The organism is Simplicispira sedimenti (assembly GCF_022760965.1).
Classification (GTDB): Bacteria; Pseudomonadota; Gammaproteobacteria; order Burkholderiales; family Burkholderiaceae_C; genus Simplicispira; species Simplicispira sedimenti.
On sequence record NZ_JAKVIJ010000001.1, the window covers coordinates 1 to 16,735 of the forward strand.

14 protein-coding genes are annotated in these 16,735 nt (G+C 65.9%); 5 read left to right on the forward strand and 9 right to left on the reverse strand.

Translation table 11 applies throughout. From position 1 onward, the window contains the following. Positions 1-190 precede the first annotated feature (190 nt). From gshB to MJ602_RS00035, 7 genes are all read right to left on the reverse strand, one after another. Positions 191-1,144, reverse strand: a complete 954-nt coding sequence (gene gshB / locus MJ602_RS00005; RefSeq protein WP_243018898.1) for a glutathione synthase — start codon at positions 1,142-1,144, stop codon at positions 191-193. Between the two features lie 52 nt (positions 1,145-1,196). Then, entirely contained in the window at positions 1,197-2,387 is a 1,191-nt protein-coding gene (locus MJ602_RS00010) for a benzoate/H(+) symporter BenE family transporter (protein WP_243018900.1), read from the reverse strand. A gap of 149 nt (positions 2,388-2,536) precedes the next feature. Further along, positions 2,537-4,405 (reverse strand): potassium transporter Kup, encoded by a 1,869-nt coding sequence (locus tag MJ602_RS00015; protein ID WP_243018902.1) that lies wholly within the window; start codon positions 4,403-4,405, stop codon positions 2,537-2,539. A gap of 154 nt (positions 4,406-4,559) precedes the next feature. Next, on the reverse strand, positions 4,560-5,855 hold the full coding sequence (gene gshA, locus MJ602_RS00020) for a glutamate--cysteine ligase (protein WP_162014889.1): 1,296 nt from the start codon (positions 5,853-5,855) through the stop codon (positions 4,560-4,562). A gap of 77 nt (positions 5,856-5,932) precedes the next feature. Continuing rightward, entirely contained in the window at positions 5,933-7,399 is a 1,467-nt protein-coding gene (locus MJ602_RS00025; protein WP_243018904.1) for a TrkH family potassium uptake protein, read from the reverse strand. Between the two features lie 18 nt (positions 7,400-7,417). Then, positions 7,418-8,869, reverse strand: a complete 1,452-nt coding sequence (gene trkA, locus MJ602_RS00030; RefSeq protein WP_162014887.1) for a Trk system potassium transporter TrkA — start codon at positions 8,867-8,869, stop codon at positions 7,418-7,420. A 66-nt stretch (positions 8,870-8,935) separates the two neighbouring features. After that, positions 8,936-10,216 (reverse strand): glutamate-5-semialdehyde dehydrogenase, encoded by a 1,281-nt coding sequence (locus tag MJ602_RS00035; protein WP_243018906.1) that lies wholly within the window; start codon positions 10,214-10,216, stop codon positions 8,936-8,938. A gap of 72 nt (positions 10,217-10,288) precedes the next feature. On the opposite strand from MJ602_RS00035, the gene MJ602_RS00040 reads away from it, so the two are divergent. After that, positions 10,289-10,573: a hypothetical protein gene (locus MJ602_RS00040; protein WP_243018908.1), complete on the forward strand. Its 285-nt coding sequence runs from the start codon at positions 10,289-10,291 to the stop codon at positions 10,571-10,573. A gap of 75 nt (positions 10,574-10,648) precedes the next feature. Here the strand turns inward: MJ602_RS00040 and holA are convergent, their stop codons facing one another. Continuing rightward, on the reverse strand, positions 10,649-11,704 hold the full coding sequence (gene holA, locus MJ602_RS00045; protein WP_243018909.1) for a DNA polymerase III subunit delta: 1,056 nt from the start codon (positions 11,702-11,704) through the stop codon (positions 10,649-10,651). 167 nt (positions 11,705-11,871) lie between these two features. Between holA and MJ602_RS00050 the strand changes: the two genes are divergently transcribed. The 4 genes from MJ602_RS00050 to MJ602_RS00065 all read left to right on the forward strand — a co-directional run bounded on the left by MJ602_RS00050 (position 11,872) and on the right by MJ602_RS00065 (position 16,247). Next, positions 11,872-12,951, forward strand: coding sequence for an ornithine cyclodeaminase (locus tag MJ602_RS00050; RefSeq protein WP_243018910.1), 1,080 nt, complete (start codon positions 11,872-11,874; stop codon positions 12,949-12,951). After that, entirely contained in the window at positions 12,948-13,886 is a 939-nt protein-coding gene (gene rocF / locus MJ602_RS00055) for an arginase (protein WP_243018911.1), read from the forward strand. The genes MJ602_RS00050 and rocF overlap by 4 nt, the downstream gene beginning before the upstream one ends. Before the next feature lie 76 nt (positions 13,887-13,962). After that, complete coding sequence (locus MJ602_RS00060; protein ID WP_162014881.1) at positions 13,963-15,102, forward strand: GGDEF domain-containing protein; 1,140 nt, start codon at positions 13,963-13,965, stop codon at positions 15,100-15,102. Next, positions 15,099-16,247 carry a GGDEF domain-containing protein gene (locus tag MJ602_RS00065; RefSeq protein ID WP_243018912.1) on the forward strand — a complete coding sequence of 383 codons (1,149 nt, stop codon included), beginning with the start codon at positions 15,099-15,101 and terminating at the stop codon, positions 16,245-16,247. Before MJ602_RS00060 ends, MJ602_RS00065 begins: the two co-directional genes overlap by 4 nt. On the opposite strand, the gene MJ602_RS00070 is transcribed toward MJ602_RS00065, so the two are convergent. After that, positions 16,234-16,734, reverse strand: a complete 501-nt coding sequence (locus MJ602_RS00070; RefSeq protein ID WP_243018913.1) for an LPS-assembly lipoprotein LptE — start codon at positions 16,732-16,734, stop codon at positions 16,234-16,236. The two genes, MJ602_RS00065 and MJ602_RS00070, sit on opposite strands and share 14 nt — an antisense overlap. Between the last annotated feature and the right edge of the window lies 1 nt (position 16,735).

Here is a 16,735-nt window from a genome sequence, read left to right on the forward strand (position 1 = left end):
AACCAGAACCACCGCAAGCAGCAACCTTCTGTTCAGCGAAGCCTTGCATTGTACATCGGTTTTTAACCAACTTTCAAGTCACAAGGAACTTTTTTGCCCCACCGCCCAAATCCAACAAAACGGTCAGATCCAAGCAGCGAAGCCCGCTAGTGTATCACAGCCAATACGGGTTTTCCCTTGCGGACCGACATTAATGCGTTTTCGTGCAGCTGGCCTCCAGCGCATCGACAAACATGGCCGCCACATCGAATCCGGTTTGCTGCTGGATTTCCTGGAAACAGGTGGGGCTGGTGACGTTGATCTCGGTGACGCAATCCCCAATCACGTCCACCCCGGCCAGCAACAGACCGCGTTGGCTCAAGATGGGACCGAGCGCCTTGGCGATTTCCCAGTCGCGCTCGGACAGCGCCTGTGCCACTCCTTTGCCACCTGCAGCAAGGTTGCCACGTACTTCAGAGCCCTGCGGTATGCGTGCAAGGCAGTAAGGCACAGGTTGCCCACCAATGATGAGCACCCTTTTGTCCCCCAGGGCGATTTCGGGCAGAAACTTCTGCACCATAAGACTTTGGGCGCCTCCGCGGTTGAGTGTCTCTGTGATGCTGCCCAGGTTGAGCCCGTCCGGCCCCACACGGAAGATGCCCATGCCACCCATGCCATCGAGCGGTTTGAGGATGATGTCGCGGTGCTCGGCGTGAAAGCGCTGGATGTCGCGCGCGTCGCGCGTCACCAGCGTGGGGCCGATGAACTGCGGAAACTCCATGATCGCCAGCTTTTCCGGGTGGTCACGCAGGGCGCGCGGCTTGTTGAAGACCCGTGCGCCGTCGCGTTCCGCCTGCTCCAGCAGGTGGGTGGCGTAGAAATATTCGCTGTCAAAGGGCGGGTCCTTGCGCATGAGCACTGCACCGAAGTCCGCCAGCGGCGCCGCGCGCTGCTGGCGCACACGGAACCAATCATTGGCGTCGCCGGTGAGTTCAATGTCCAGCACATGGGCCTGCACCGGCGCACCCCTCTGCCACATGATGTCCTGCGGCACGCAGGCGCTGATGGTGTGGCCACGGCGCTGGGCCTCGCGCATCATGGCAAAGGTGGTGTCCTTGTAGGTCTTGAAGGATTCCAGCGGATCGGCGATGAACAACAGTTGCATGGTGGATGTCCAATATGAATAGGCGCCTGCACCGATGTGCAGGCCATCGCGCTCAGTGCTTGCGCGGCGCGTTTCGTCTGGCGTACTGTTGCACAAACAGCGCCACACTGCCGGCCACCACGCCCCAGAACGCCGAGCCCACTCCGCCAATCACCACGCCACTGAGCGTGACCAGGAAAGTGATCAGCGCCGCTTCGCGGTGGGGTTCGTCGCGCAAGGCGGTCGCCAGACCATTGCCAATGGTGCCCAGCAGCGCCAAACCGGCGATGGCCACCACCAATTCCTTGGGGAAAGCCGTGAGCAAGCCTGTGACCACCGCACCAAAGATGCCGATGGCAATATAGAACGCACCACAGGACGCGGCGGCGGTGTAGCGGCGGTTCGGGTCTTCGTGGGCCTCCGGCCCCATGCAGATGGCGGCCGTGATGGCACTGAAGTTAAGCGCAAACGCGCCAAACGGTGCCAACACCAGGGTGGCCAGACCCGTCATGGTGACCAGCGCGGAGACCGGCATCTGGTACCCCGTGGCACGCATGACCGCCACACCGGGCAGGTTCTGTGACGCCATGGTCACCACAAACAACGGAAGCGCCAGGCTGACGATGGCACTCCAACTGAACTGGGGCGCCACCCATTGCGGCATGGCCAGTTCAAAAGAGACCGCCGACCATTCCATCTGCCCACCCAGGGCCGCATACACAATGGCCGCCGCCAACGTCAGCACCACGGCATAGCGCGGTGCAAAGCGCCGCGCCACCAGGTAGCACCCCAGCATCAGCAACACCAACGGCAAGGCCGTCTGGGCTGCCGCAAAGGCCTGCAGCCCAAAACGCGCCAGCACTCCGGCCAGCAGCGCCGAGGCGATTTCCATGGGAATGCGGCTCATGGCGCGCTCGAACCAGCGCGTGGCTCCCGCCACCGTGATCAGCGCCGCGCAGACCATGAAGGCCCCCACCGCCTCGGCCATGCTGAATCCGCCTGCCAGCCCGGCCGTAGCCAGCACGGCCGCTCCCGGCGTGGACCAGGCGACCATGACCGGCTTGCGCAGCCACAGCGATGGCAGCAAGGTACACAGGCCCATGCCCAGCCCGAGCGCCCACATCCATGAAGTGATCTGCGCTGGCGTGGCCTGAAAGGCCTGCGCTGCCTGGAAGACGAGGGCGACGGAGCTGGTGAAGCCCACCAGCACAGCCACGAAGCCTGCCGTCACGGCAGAAAGGCTCAGGTCTTTGAAAAACTGCATGTGCCGATTCTGGCATTGCCAGGCTCCGTGCACAGGCTTTGCAAGGCCGCTACTGTTTTCATAGCTAATTGCGCTTTATTGACGGGCGCAAAAGGCCAATTTGGCCAAATTTATTTTCCCAGCATTACCCCCTCTGTGCACCCAACCCATCACAGCTCGATCTTGGAGCCCAACTCCACCACCGCATTGTTGGGCAGATGCAAGAAGTCTGCCGCCGCACTGGCGTTGCGGTGCATCTGGGCAAACAGCTTCTCGCGCCAGGGCGCCATGCCGCCACCAAACGAGGGGATGACCGTATCGCGCGAAAGAAAGTAGCTGGTCGTCATGGGCTCGACGGCGCAACCATGCCCACGCAACAGTTGCAACGCGCGCGGCACGTCCGGATCGTTCTTGAAGCCGTAGTGGATGGTGACCTGCCAGCAGTCGTGCCCCAAGGCCTCGATCTGCAGACGGCGGTCCAGGCCCACCCAAGGCTCCTCATGGTTGCACACGGTGACGAACAGGTTCTGCGCATGCAGCACCTTGTTGTGCTTGAGGTTGTGCAGCAGCGCATTGGGCACCACTCCCTGTTCGGCACTGAGAAACACCGCCGTGCCCTCCACCCGGGTAGGGGGGCTCACAAACACCGCATCCAAAAAAGAGCGCAAATCGATGGCATCGGACCGCAGCTTGTCGTTGAGCAACTGGCGCCCCCGCTTCCAGGTCATCATCAGCGTGAACACCGCACCGCCAATGAGCAGCGGAAACCATCCCCCCTGGAACAGCTTGAGCAGATTGGAGCTGAAGAAGGCCAGGTCAATGACAAAAAAGCAGCCTGTGGACGCCACGCACAACACCAGGGGATAGCGCCAGCCGTAACGCAACACAAAGAAAGTCAGCACCGTGGTGATGAGCATGTCCAGCGTGACCGCAATGCCGTAGGCTGCCGCCAGATTGCTCGAGGAGCGGAACATACCTACCGCCAGCACGATGGCCACGAACAGCCCCCAGTTGACGAACGGAATGTAGATCTGGCCCTTGTCATGCACGCTGGTGTGCAGGATGTTCAGGCGCGGCAGATAGCCGAGCTGGATGACCTGCTTGGTGACACTGAACGCCCCGGTGATGAGCGCCTGTGAGGCGATCACCGTGGCCAGGGTGGCCAGGCCCACCAGCGGCAGCAAGGCCCAGTCCGGGGCCATCATGAAGAAGGGATTCTTGACCGCCTCGGGTTCAGCCAGCAGCAGCGCCCCCTGGCCAAAATAATTGAGCACCAGCGCAGGCATGACCACCGTGAACCACGCGATACGGATGGGCCGCTTGCCGAAATGTCCCAGGTCTGCGTACAACGCTTCGGCGCCCGTCACGCACAGCACCACGGCCCCCAGGATGATGAAGCTGGTGCCCGGCTGGCTCCACAGAAAGCCCAGGGCGTAGTGCGGGCTGAGCGCGGCCAGAATCTCCGGGTGGTGCACGATCTGCGCGACCCCCAGCAGGGCAATCGAGAGCATCCACACCAGCGTGATGGGGCCAAAGAATCGGCCGATACCGGCCGTGCCCCGTTTCTGCACGACAAACAGGCAGAACAAGACCAGCAAGGTCAGTGGAAGCACAAACCGCTTGAAGTGCGGCGACACCACCTCCAGCCCCTCCACCGCCGACAGCACCGAAATCGCCGGCGTGATGACGCCGTCGCCATAGAACAGCGAGGTGCCGAAAATTCCCGCCGCAAGCAGGCCTGCGCGCAACTGGGGCCTGTCTTTCACCGACTGGGACGCCAGTGCCAGCATGGCCACCAGCCCCCCCTCGCCATGGTTGTCGGCGCGCAGCACCAGCACCACGTACTTGAGCGAGACAATGACCGTCAGCGTCCAAAAAAGGATGGACAGGATGCCGTACACGTTGGCCTGGGTGAAGGGAACGTGGCCGGAGCCAAAAACCTCTTTCACGGCATACAACACGCTCGTGCCGATATCGCCATAGACGACGCCGATGGCTGCCAGGGTCAACGCAGCCGTGGAGGACTTGGTGGTGCTCACTGCAATGCCCCGCGCGGTGGGCCATGGCCCGCCACACGGGTTCTGTGGTCTTGGGAAGGCGAATTCTGCGCCTGCGCGCAGAGGCCCGAAAGCCCGCCCGCAGAAAAATCACACAACTTGTTGCAATGCAACAACGACAGCGAATATCGACCGATCAGTCGTAGGTTTCGGCGTCCGGATTGGTGGCTTCCAGCTCATAGCTGGCCGCCAACATGGCCAGGCGTGCGATCACGCCATACATGTAGAAGCGGTTGGGCGCGCTCGCGCCAGGGCGTGCGCCCAACTGGGGCAACTGTGCGCCATGCGCAAAGGCCAGGGGCACAAAGCCCGCGCCGGGCGCGTTGAGGTTTTCGTCCACGCCCCGCTCGGCATGGATGCGGTAAAAACCGCCTACCACGTAGCGGTCCATCATGTACACCACGGGCTCGGCCACGGCGTCGTTCATGCGCTCCTGCGTGAGCACGCCCTCCTGGATGATGAGATCGTGCACGGGTTGCCCATCCTTGACCACCGCCATCTTGTTGCGCGTGCGGCGGTTGAGCGCCTGCAGTTCCTTGGCGTCGTGCACGGTCATGACGCCCATGCCATAGGTGCCGTTGTCGGCCTTGACCACGGCAAAGGGCTTCTCGTGGATGCCGTATTCCTTGTACTTGCGGCGTACCTTGGTCAGCAGCGCATCCACCTGCGTCTGCAACTCCTCCAGGCCCGTCTCGGCCGCAAAGTCCACCCCGGCACATTTGCCGTACAGCGGATTGATCAGCCAGGGGTCAATGCCCAGCAGCTTGCCAAAGCGCTTGGCCACTTCTTCGTAGTTGCGGAAGTGCTGGCTCTTGCGCCGCACCGTCCAGCCTGCGTGCAGCGGCGGCAGCAGGTACTGCTCATGGATGTCTTCAAGGATGCCAGGCGCCCCCGCCGACAGGTCGTTGTTCAGCAGGATGGTGCAGGGGTCAAAATTCTTGAGTCCCAGGCGCCTGCGCGTGCGCACCACGGGCTCCAGCGTGATGGTTTCGCCCGTGGGCAGTTCCACCACGGTGTCCTTCTTGATCTCGGGGCTGACCGAGCCGATGCGCACGTTCAGGCCCGCCATGTTGAAGATGCGCTGCAACTGCACCAGGTTGCTCAGGTAATAGCTGTTGCGCGTGTGGTTCTCGGGAATGATCAGCAGGTTGCGCGCCTCGGGGCAGATCTTTTCAATCGCCGCCATGGCCGCCTGCACCGCCAACGGCAGCATCTCGGGCGTGAGGTTGTTCCAGCCACCGGGGAACAGGTTGGTATCCACCGGCGCCAGCTTGAAGCCCGCGTTGCGGATATCCACCGAGGTATAGAACGGTGGCGTGTGCTCCATCCATTCCAGCCGGAACCATCGCTCCGTGGCGGGCATGGAATCGATGATGCGCTGTTCAAGCTCGTTGATGGGCCCTGTGAGGGCCGTGATGAGGTGCGGAACCATGGCTGTGCGTTTGGGTCGGGTGCGGCCCATTGTAGGGGCGCCGCATGGCAGCCCTGGGCGCTGCGATGACTGCGGCCTCAGCGCCGCCAGAACGAAGGGGCCAGCAGCGCCATCACGCTGAGAAACTCCAAACGCCCCAGCAGCATGGCCAACGTACAGACCCAGACCTGAAAGTCGGTCAACACCGCAAAGTTGGAGGACGGCCCCACAGCCCCCAGGCCTGGCCCCGTGCAGTGGACGCTGGCCAGCACGGCCGTAAAGGCGGTAACAGGGTCCAGGTCGGTCAACAGCAGCACCATGCTCAGGCCAATCACGGTACCCCCGTACACCAGCATGAAGGCCAGGACCGAGAAAATCACCGTGTGCTCCACCACCGTATCTCCCAAGCGCACGGGCTGCACGGCGCGCGTGTGCACCAGGCGTGTCATCTCGCGCCGCGCCTGTTTGAGGAGGATGAGCACCCGCACCATCTTGATCCCGCACCCCGTGGACCCTGCGCTGGTCGCCACCCCCGACAGCAGCAGCATGCTGACGGGCGCAAACACCGGCCACACCAGGTAGTCAGCCGTGGCATAGCCGGTGGTGGTGGCCACGGACACCACATTGAACACCCCGTAGCGCAAGGCATCCAGAGGGGCATAGGTGCCCTTGGCCCACAACAGCACCGACACCAACAGGCCGCTGCCCACCAGCACGCCCAGGGTGGCGCGCAGCTCCGGGTCACGCCACAGACCCGCCGTGGAACGCTTGCGCACCGCCACAAAATACAGGGCAAAGTTGCAGCTGGCCACCAGCATGAAGAGCACCGCGATGGCTTCCAGCAGCGGCGACTGGAAGTGGCCGAAACTTGCGTCGTACGAAGACAGCCCCCCCAGGCTCACGGTAGTGAACATGTGCATGAGTGCATCCAGCGGGCGCATGCCTCCCCACCAATAGGCCAGCGCGCATGCCACTGAAAAAAAGGCATACACGCCCCACAGCCCCTTGGCGGTTTCCGTCATGCGCGGGGTCAGCTTGGTGTCCTTGACCGGGCCTGCGGCCTCGGCTCGGAACAACTGGCTGCCGCCCACCCCCAGCAGCGGCAGCACCGCCACCGCCAGGATCAGAATGCCCATGCCCCCCACCCACTGCAGGAAGGTGCGCCACACGTTGACCGATACGGGCAGGCTGTCGAGCCCACTGAGCACGGTGGAGCCGGTGGTGGTCAAGCCCGAAACCGCCTCGAAATACGCATGCGTGAACGAGACCGGACGCCCCACCTGGTGCAAGGCCAGCATCAGCGGCAGCACGGCGCACAGCGGCAGCAGCACCCATACCAGCGTGACCAGCATCACGCCGTGGCGCGGCAGCAGCTCTCGCTGATGACGCCGCAGCCCGACCCACAGCGCAAGCCCCACCCCCATGGTCACTGCCATGGACACAGGGTACACGCGCCAGACACCATCGCCCTGCACCCAGGACACACCCAAGGGCAGCCCCATGGTCAGCGCAAACACCATGAGCAGAATGCCCAGCACGCGCAGAACGGGAAGCAGATCCAGCATGGGTGGCGGCGCAGTGCGCTAGAAGAACATGGCGCTGACGCGGAAGAGCTTTTCCACCTCGCGCACCAGCCGCTTGTGCGGCACGAAGAACACCACATGGTCGTTGGTCTCGATCACCGTGGTGCTGTGCGGGATGATGACCTGCGGCTCGACAGCCTCGGTCATTTCCTCGCCAGGCACGGGCAGACCACGCACGATCAGCCCCATGTGCACCTCGGGCGGCAAGGACAGCTCACTCACCTTGCGCCCCACCACGCGCGAGCTCTTGCGGTCACCGCGCGCCACGATCTCGAGTGCCTCGGCCACTCCGCGGCGCAGGCTGTGCACGGCCTGCACGTCGCCCTGGCGCACATGGGCCAGCAGCTCACCCAGCATGGCCTGCGCGGGCGAGAGCGCAATGTCGATCTGCGTGCCATGCATCAGGTCGGCATAGCTGCGCCGGTTGATGAGCGCCAACACGCGGCGTGCGCCCATGCGCTTGGCCAGCAGGCAGGACATGATGTTGTCCTCATCGTCCTCAGTCAATGCCAGAAACAGGTCGGTCTCTTCCACGCTTTCGCCTGCCAGCAGGTCTTCATCGGTGGTGTCGCCCTGCAACACCAGCACCTCCGAAGGCAGTTCCGACGCCAGGGCCACGCAGCGCTCAGGCAGCTCTTCGATGACCTTGAGGTGAAAGCGCCCCTTCTCGCGTGCGAGCTGGCGGGCCAGCCGCAGGCCCACCTCCTCGCCTCCGGCAATCATGATGCGGCGCACGGGCCTCTCGGGCTGGCCCTGGCGCCGGTGCAGCGCGGTCAGCACCTGGGCAATGTGTTCGCTGGCGGCGAGCACGAACACTTCGTCGCCCGGCTCCACCCGGGTGGAGCCGTCGCAGGCAATGAAGCGATCGGGCTCATCCTGAAAGCGCCGGTAAATGGCCACCAGGCGCATGTCCACACCGGGAAGAATCTGGCGCAGCTCGCCGATGCTGTGGCTCACCAGCGGAGCCCCCGCACGTGCACGCACCGACACCAGACTGGCACGCCCCCCGGCAAAATCGCGCACCTGCATGGCCTCGGGGTATTCGACCAGGCGCACGATGTAGCGCGTGAGCGACTCTTCGGGACAGATGATCCGGTCCACCGCAAAGCCATCGGGGCCCAGCAGCAGGTCCTGATCGACAAACCCGGAGGTGCGCACGCGGGCGATGCGGGTGGGTATGCCGTACAGCCGCTGCGCCACCTTGCAGCACACGAGGTTGGTTTCATCCTCGGCCGCACAGGCAATGAGCAAATCGGTGTCCCGCGCACCGGCTTCGGCGAGCACCGCCGGATCGATGCCGCTGCCCACCACGCCACGCAGGTCAAAACGGGATTCCAGGTCGCGCAGGCGCGCCGCACTGGTGTCGATGACGGTGATGTCGTTGTGTTCGGACACCAGGCTGTCCGCCACGCTTTCGCCCACCCGCCCAGCGCCGATGATGATGATTTTCACAATGGAATGATCGACTGCGGCCTGCCCGGCGTCAATGCAGGCAGGCCTGTGTGTAGCGCCGAGCCGTCAGTGGCGCACTTCACCCTCGCCCAGCACCACCCACTTGAGCGAAGTGAGCCCCTCGATGCCCACCGGGCCGCGCGCGTGGAACTTGTCGGTGCTGATGCCGATCTCGGCGCCCAGGCCGTACTCGAAGCCGTCGGCGAAACGCGTGCTGGCGTTCACCATCACGCTGCTCGAATCGACCTCGCGCAGGAAGTGTTGGGCGTGCACATGGTTCGTGGTGAGGATGGCCTCGGTGTGGTGGCTGGAATAGCGGTTGATGTGGGCGATGGCCTCGTCCAGCCCCGCCACCACCTTGACGCTGATGATGGGCGCGAGGTATTCCTCGCTCCAATCCTGTTCCGTGGCGTCCTGCACTTTCGCGCCCGGCAGCGCTGCCAGCAGGGCCTTGCTTTCGGGGCACACCCGCATTTCCACGCCCTTGGCCGCGAACACCGCGCCCATACGTGGCAGGAAAGCGCCCGCCACGCCGCGCGCCACCAGCAGGCTTTCGGTGGCGTTGCAGGGGCTGTACTTCTGTGTCTTGGCGTTCTCGGTGACCTTGAGCGCCAGTTCCAGGTCGCAGGGGTCGTCCACATAGGTGTGGCAGTTGCCGTCCAGGTGCTTGATGACGGGCACCTTGGCCTCGCGGCTGATGCGCTCGATCAGGCCCTTGCCGCCGCGCGGGATGATCACGTCCACATATTCGGGCATGGCGATCAGGTGGCCCACGGCCTCGCGGTCGGTGGTTTGCACCAGTTGCACGGCATCTTGCGGCAAACCAGCTTCAGCCAAGGCCTGCTGCACAAGCTTTGCCAGCGCCTTGTTGGAGTCGATGGCCTCGGAACCGCCGCGCAGGATGCAGGCGTTGCCGCTCTTGATGGACAGGCTGGCGGCCTCGATGGTCACGTTCGGCCGGCTCTCGAAGATCATGCCGAACACGCCGATCGGCACGCGCATGCGCCCCACGCGGATGCCGCTGGGCTGCTGCTGCAGGCCGATGATCTCGCCGATCACATCGGGCATGGCGGCGAGCTGCTCGCAGCCCTGGGCACAGGTTTCCAGCACCTGGGGGGTCAGCTTGAGCCGATCCACCATGGGCTCGGCCAAACCGGCGGCGCGGGCGCGCTCCAGGTCGCGCGCGTTGTCCACCTGCAGCGCCGCAGTCTGCTCGCGCAGCAGGCGTGCCAGCGCCCGCAGCGCTTTGTTTTTGATAGCTGCTGGCGCTTTGGCCATCAGCGCGGAGGCCGTTTTTGCCTGTAAACCGAGGGTGTGCGTGGTTTCAGCCACGTTGAGCGCGTTCATGGGGGGATTTTGCCGCAGTTGTGCACCGGGCGCCGGGCTGCGCTGTAATCGCCGCCAGCCAGGAGACCCGACATGCCAGACCACCCCGCCACCCAGCTCGCCACCTTGCAATCCGCCCTGGCGGCCCACGGCCAGGGCGACCTGAGCGCCACCGCCCTGGGCGACACGGCGCGTGCCCAGCAAGCCCTGCTGGCCGCCCTGCCACCCCGCTATGGCGAGGTGCTGCTGAACCTGATCGACCGGTTGGAAGCCAGCGCGCTGTTCACCGAGGAAAGCTGCTCCTTCAGCCGCTCCAGCCTGCTGGACCACCTGCAAGCCTGGGTGGACAAGGCGCGCAGTGCGTTGCCCGGCGCTTGATTGCTATTGTTTTAATAGCTAGTTGCGCTTATTGCACGGGCGCTAGAGGCCAATTTTTCTTAAAATTTCTCGCACTCAGCGCGCCGCCATGCCCAGGCGCGCGAGCTGCAGCGCCAGCCGCTGCAACGCCTGCCAGGGCTGGGCGGGCCAGTCGGCCACCTTCAGGCCCTTGACGATGCCGTCCACCTGGTGCGCCGCCTGCAGCAGGCGCGCGAGCTGCGCGTCGTTCGCGCGCGGCAGGATGCGCTCGTACAGCCGCTCCTTCACGCCCCAGACGCGGTTCTCGCGCAGCGCCATGGGCAGGGGCTTGCCGGCGTTCATGGCGTCCTTCACGCGCTTCAAGGCGCGGATGTCCTCGGACAGCGCCCAGTGCACCAGCACGGGCGCTTCGCCCTCGGCCTCCAGGCCGTCGAGCATGCGTTGCACGCGCAGCACCTGGCCGCCGAGCACGGCCTCGGAGAGCTTGAACACGTCGTAGCGCGCCACGTTGAGCACGGCGGCCTCGACCTGCGCCCACGATAGCTCGCCCGGCGGGTGCAGCAGGCCCAGTTTCTGGATCTCCTGGTGCGCGGCCAGCAGGTTGCCCTCCACGCGGTCGGCGAAGAACTGCAGCGTCCGTTGCCCCTCCTCGCCCGCCGCCACGCGCTGGCCCTGCGCGGCCAGGCGCTGAGCGATCCACTGCGGGAGCTGGGCGCGCTCGATGGGGTCGATCTGCACGGCCACGCCCGCGCCTTCCAGGGCGGTGAACCAGCCGCCGGTCTTGGTGGCCTTGTCCAGGCGCGGCAGCTGCACCAGCGTGAGCGTGCTGACGTTGCCGCGCGCGCTTTCCGCCACCTGCTGCAGCGCCACGCTGCCGTCCTTGCCGGGCTTGCCCGAGGGGATGCGGATCTCGATGATCTGCCGGTCGGCGAACAGGCTCAGACTGCCGCCCGCCGCCAGCACCACGCTCCAGTCGAAATGCGCGCCCGCCACGGTGAAGCTGCTGCGTTCGGTGTAGCCCTGGGCGCGCGCCGCGGCGCGGATGGCGTCGGCCGCCTCCTGCTGCAGCAGGGGTTCGTCGCCGTGCAGCACATACAGCGGGGCGAGGCCGCGTTGCAGGTGCGAAGAGAGTTGGGCCAGGGCGACTTGCATGCCCGGCAGTGTATCGCCGCGCCCATCCAAACCCAGCATTTGCGCATAACGCCATTTTTGCTTGGCGATTTGCTCTGCAAGCTGCATTAACTGCGCAGGTTTCTCACTTTTCTTTGGCCGTGCCCCTGCGGAGAATTCTTCCCAGAACACAAGTCAAGGAGATGGTCATGGTGAATTACCTCGGCGTGAACAGCGTGCGCGAACTGGTGCGGCAGGTGGGTTTTCCCCGCTTCCTGCAGCAACTGGTGGACGCCATGGACAGCGATTACCGCCGCTGGGAGCAGTTCGACAAGTCGGCGCGGCACGCCATCCATTCGCCCGTGGGCGTGATCGAACTCATGCCCACCAGCGACGGGCGGCTGTACTGCTTCAAGTACGTCAACGGCCACCCCAAGAACACGGCCGAGGGGCTGCTCACCGTCACCGCCTTCGGCGTGCTGGCCGATGTGGACACGGGCTACCCGCTGCTGGTGTCCGAGCTGACGCTCACCACCGCGCTGCGCACGGCCGCCATGTCGGTGCTGGCCGCTCGGCACCTGGCCCGGCCCGACAGCCGCCGCATGGCGCTGATCGGCAACGGCGCGCAGAGCGAGTTCCAGGCGCTGGCCTTTTACCACCTGCTGGGCATCCGCGCGCTGCGCCTGTTCGACACCGACCCGGGCGCCAGCCTCAAGCTGGAACGCAACCTGGCGCGCCTGGCGCTGCCAGGCCTGACGGTGGAACGCTGTGCCAGCGCAGCCGAGGCGGTGCGCGGCTGCGACATCGTGACCACGGCCACGGCCGACAAGCGCAACGCCACCATCCTGCTGCCGGAGATGATCGAGGCGGGCATGCACCTCAATGCGGTGGGCGGCGACTGCCCGGGCAAGACCGAGCTGCACGCCGACATCCTGCGCCGCGCCGACGCGCGCGTGGTGGTGGAGTTCGAGCCGCAGTCGCGCATCGAGGGCGAGATCCAGCAGATGCCCGCCGGCTTCGCGGTGACCGAATTCGCCCAGGTGCTGCGCGGCCAGGCCCCGGGCCGCCGCACGGCGCAGGAGGTGACGGTGTTCGACTCCGTGGGCTTCGCGCTGGAGGACTTCTCCGCCCTGCGCACGCTGCACGCGCTGCTGCAACAATACCCGCACCTGGGCACACCCATCGACCTGGTGCCGCAGATGAACGACCCCAAGGACCTGTTCGGCCTGTTGCACACCCCCGCGCCCCAGGCCCGCACCGCCCTGCAACCGGAGCCACAAACCGCATGACCCCGAACCGCCCCGCCCCCGCCGTCAGCCTGATCGGCGCCCCCACCGACATCGGCGCGGGCGCGCGCGGCGCCTCCATGGGCCCCGAGGCCCTGCGTGTGGCCGGGCTGCAGGCGGCGCTCGAAGGCCGGGGCCTGCAGGTGGCAGACCGGGGCAACCTCGCCGGCCCGGCCAACCCCTGGCTGCCGCCCGTGGACGGCTACCGCCACCTGCCCCAGGTGGTGGAATGGAACCGCGCCGTGTTCGACGCCGTGCGGGGCGAACTGCGCCAGGGCCGCCTGCCCATCCTGCTCGGCGGCGACCACAGCCTGGGCCTGGGCAGCATCAGCGCCGTGGCGCGCCACTGCGCGGAGGCGGGCAAGCAGCTGCGCGTGCTCTGGCTCGACGCGCATGCCGACTTCAACACCAGCACGCTCACGCCCAGCGGCAACGTGCACGGCATGCCCGTGGCCTGCCTCTGCGGCTTCGGGCCCGAGGCACTCACGCAGCTCGCAGGCATGCCCGACGGTGCCCCTGCGCTGCGGCCGCAGCAGATCCGCCAGATCGGCATCCGCAGCGTGGACGCAGGCGAAAAGCGCTTCGTGCACGAACAGGGGCTGGAGGTGTTCGACATGCGCTTCATCGACGAGGTGGGCATGCGCCAGACCATGCTGCAGGCGCTCGACGGCCTGGACGAGCACACCCACCTGCACGTGAGCTTCGACGTGGACTTCCTCGACCCCGACATCGCCCCCGGCGTGGGCACCACCGTGCCCGGCGGGCCGACCTACCGCGAGGCGCAGCTGTGCATGGAGATGATCGCCGACAGCGGCTGCCTGGCGTCGCTGGACATCGTCGAACTCAACCCCGCGCTGGACGTGCGCAACAAGACGGCCCTGCTGGCCGTGGACCTGGTGGAGTCGCTGTTTGGCAAGAGCACGCTGATGCGGCGGTAGCGCCTCGATTTTCTGCCACCCAAAGCCTTTGGCGACTTCTATACTGGTGACCATCGCCAGCAACGGGAGTCGGGTTTTGCCGGAACCTCGCGCCATCACCATGGCGGCCTTCATGGCCTCGCTGACGCTGGCCGCTTTGGCGGGCTGGCTGGCATCGCGCTCGCGTTATGCCCCTGCGCTGCGGTGGTGGGCAGCAGGCTCGGTGTGTGCGTCGGCCGCTGCCCTGTTGAATGTGTCGCAGGGCTTGGTGGCGTCGCACTGGGCACTCGTCGTGGGCAACCCGTTGATGGCGGTCGGCGTGGGCCTGCTGATCGACGGCACGCACCGCCTGGCTGGCCGTCCTTCGCAGCGGTGGTGGTGGGCCATCCCAGCCCTGTGCCTCGCGGGCACCTCGTTGTGGTGGGGGGTGTGGTACCCCCACCTTCCCTACCGGGTCGTGGTATTCACGGCAGTGGTGGTGTGGCTCATGGCAGGCCTGGGACGGGCCCTGTGGCCGCTGCGCCAGCGCGGTATTGGGGTGGGGTTGGCCTTCGTCGCCATCGCAGCGCTGCTGCTGTCCTTGCTGATGGTGGTGCGGGCCGTATGGGCCTTGCAGGGCCTGATCCAGCCGGTGTACGCGCTGGGCACGCCTTTCAATATGGTGGTGTACCTGGTGGGCGCCATGTCCTTTGTAGCCATTCAGACCGGGCTGCTGCTGGTGCACCAATTGCTGGTGATCGAAGACCTGCGCCTCGAAGCGGAGCGCGATCCGCTGACTGGCGTGCTCAACCGCCACGCGCTGGCCTCGCGCCTGCCGCTGTCTCTGGCCGGGTGGGCCCTGGTGGCTGTGGACGTGGACCACTTCAAAGAGGTCAACGACCAGCATGGCCATGCCGCCGGGGACCGGGTGCTGGCCTTTGTGGGTGAAGTGTTGCGCCGCCACCTGCGCGAGGGCGACCTGGCAGTGCGTATGGGCGGTGAAGAATTTGCTGTACTGCTGCAAGGCTTGCACCCCAGCGCAGCGCAGGCCGTGGCCGAGCGCCTTCGCTGCGACCTGGAGCGCCTGGCTGCACAGGGTGCAGGCCTGCCCATCACTGCCAGCCTGGGGGTGGCCCTGGCCACACCGGGTATTGACTTTGCAGCGCTGTGGAGCCAGGCCGATGGTGCGCTCTACCGTGCCAAGACCCTGGGCCGCAACCGTGTGGAGTGCACCGAAGCACCGGAGGGCACACCATGATGCCCACCGCCTGGGCTTTTCTCGACCCCCGGGGCATGGGCATCACGCTGTCGCTGTCGGCTGCACTACTGGCACTGGTGCTGTTGATCACCCACCGAGCCTTGGGCCGCCGTCTGCCGGGCATGCAGCCCGCTGCTTTCGGCCTGCTGCTGGCTTCGGCGGGCTTTGCACTGAACATGCTGCAAAGCTGGCTGCTGCCTGTGATGGGGCTGGTGCTAGCGGTGGTGTGCATGGTGAGCGGCGTGGCCCTGGTGCTGGGCGGCACCCGTCAACTGCGTGGCCTGCCCGTACGGCCAGGCCCCTTGGCGGCAAGCTGCCTGGCGAGTCTGGCCATCGCACTGTGGTTTGGTGTCTGGATGCCTGATGCGCGCTGGCGCATTGGTCTGCTGTCTCTGCTGCTCGCTGCTTTGGCCCTGCTGCTGGCCCGCACAGCTTGGGACGAAGCCCGCCCACAGCTACGTGCTGGCATGCGCCTGATGGCCTTGCTGGGAATGGTGTTTGCGGTGCTCATGGGTTTGCGCGGCGTGGCAGCGGCACTGGGCCAGATCGAGACCACCGTGACGCCCACGCTGGTCAATGCTGCGTCGGTGCTGGCCGCAGGCATGTCTCTCATTGGTGGCGTGGTGGGTTTGGTACTGGTGCTGTCGGGCGACCTGCTGGCCTTGGTGGAGCAACAGCGCACGCACGATCCACTGACCGGCCTGCTCAACCGGCAGGGGCTGCGCCACTGGGTGGCATCGCAGTCAGCCGAGGAACCCGTGGTCCTGGGCATGGTCGATCTGGACCACTTCAAGCAAATCAACGACCTGCATGGCCATGGCATGGGGGACCAGGTGATCCGCCACCTGGCGACGCTGCTGCAGGCCTGTGGGTCGGAGCACTGCCGTGCCGCGCGCCTTGGTGGCGAGGAATTTGTCGTCGTAGCACTGGGCTCGGGCCGCGGCCCCGACCTGCGGCAGATGCTGGAACGGCTACGCCAGCAATTTGCCGACACTGCCCCCCAGCCCGGGGCCACGCTCAGCGCCGGACTGGCACTGGGCTCGGTGGGCGAGTTCGAGGCCACACTGCGCGAGGCCGATGCGGCCCTCTACCGTGCCAAGCAGGCCGGGCGCAACCGCGTGGAAGCGGCGTTCAGCGCGATCTGACCGAGGCCAGGCGGCGCACGATCTGCTGCACGATGTCGGTCTGCATGTTGCGGTAGAGCAGCGCCTCTTCGGCCTCCTTGGCCAGCGCAATCGTTTCGCTGTAGCTGATGTCGCGGGACTGCAGCAGCTCGGTGTCGGGAATCCACTCGCTGCCATCAGCACCACGCAAACGGATGCGCACGCGCAGACGCAACTGCAACTCACGCACCTGGCCCGAGGTCGTGAGGCCGACCACGGCGCGCTCATGTTGTTCGGCCAGCAGGTCGAACACGGCCTGCGCGCTGGGCAGGGTTGCGGGCTCGCGCAGCACTTTCAGGCGCCCGCCCGAGGCTTCGAGCGTGCGCTGCAGTTCACGCGCCAGCGGCGAGCCTGCGGGAGCATTGAGGAACAGCGAGTCGAACGCAAATTCCGGCGCACCGCGCAGGCGAAAGCCACAGCCCGCCAGCAGTGCGGCGGGGGCGAAGGTCAACAGGGCACGCCGGTCCATG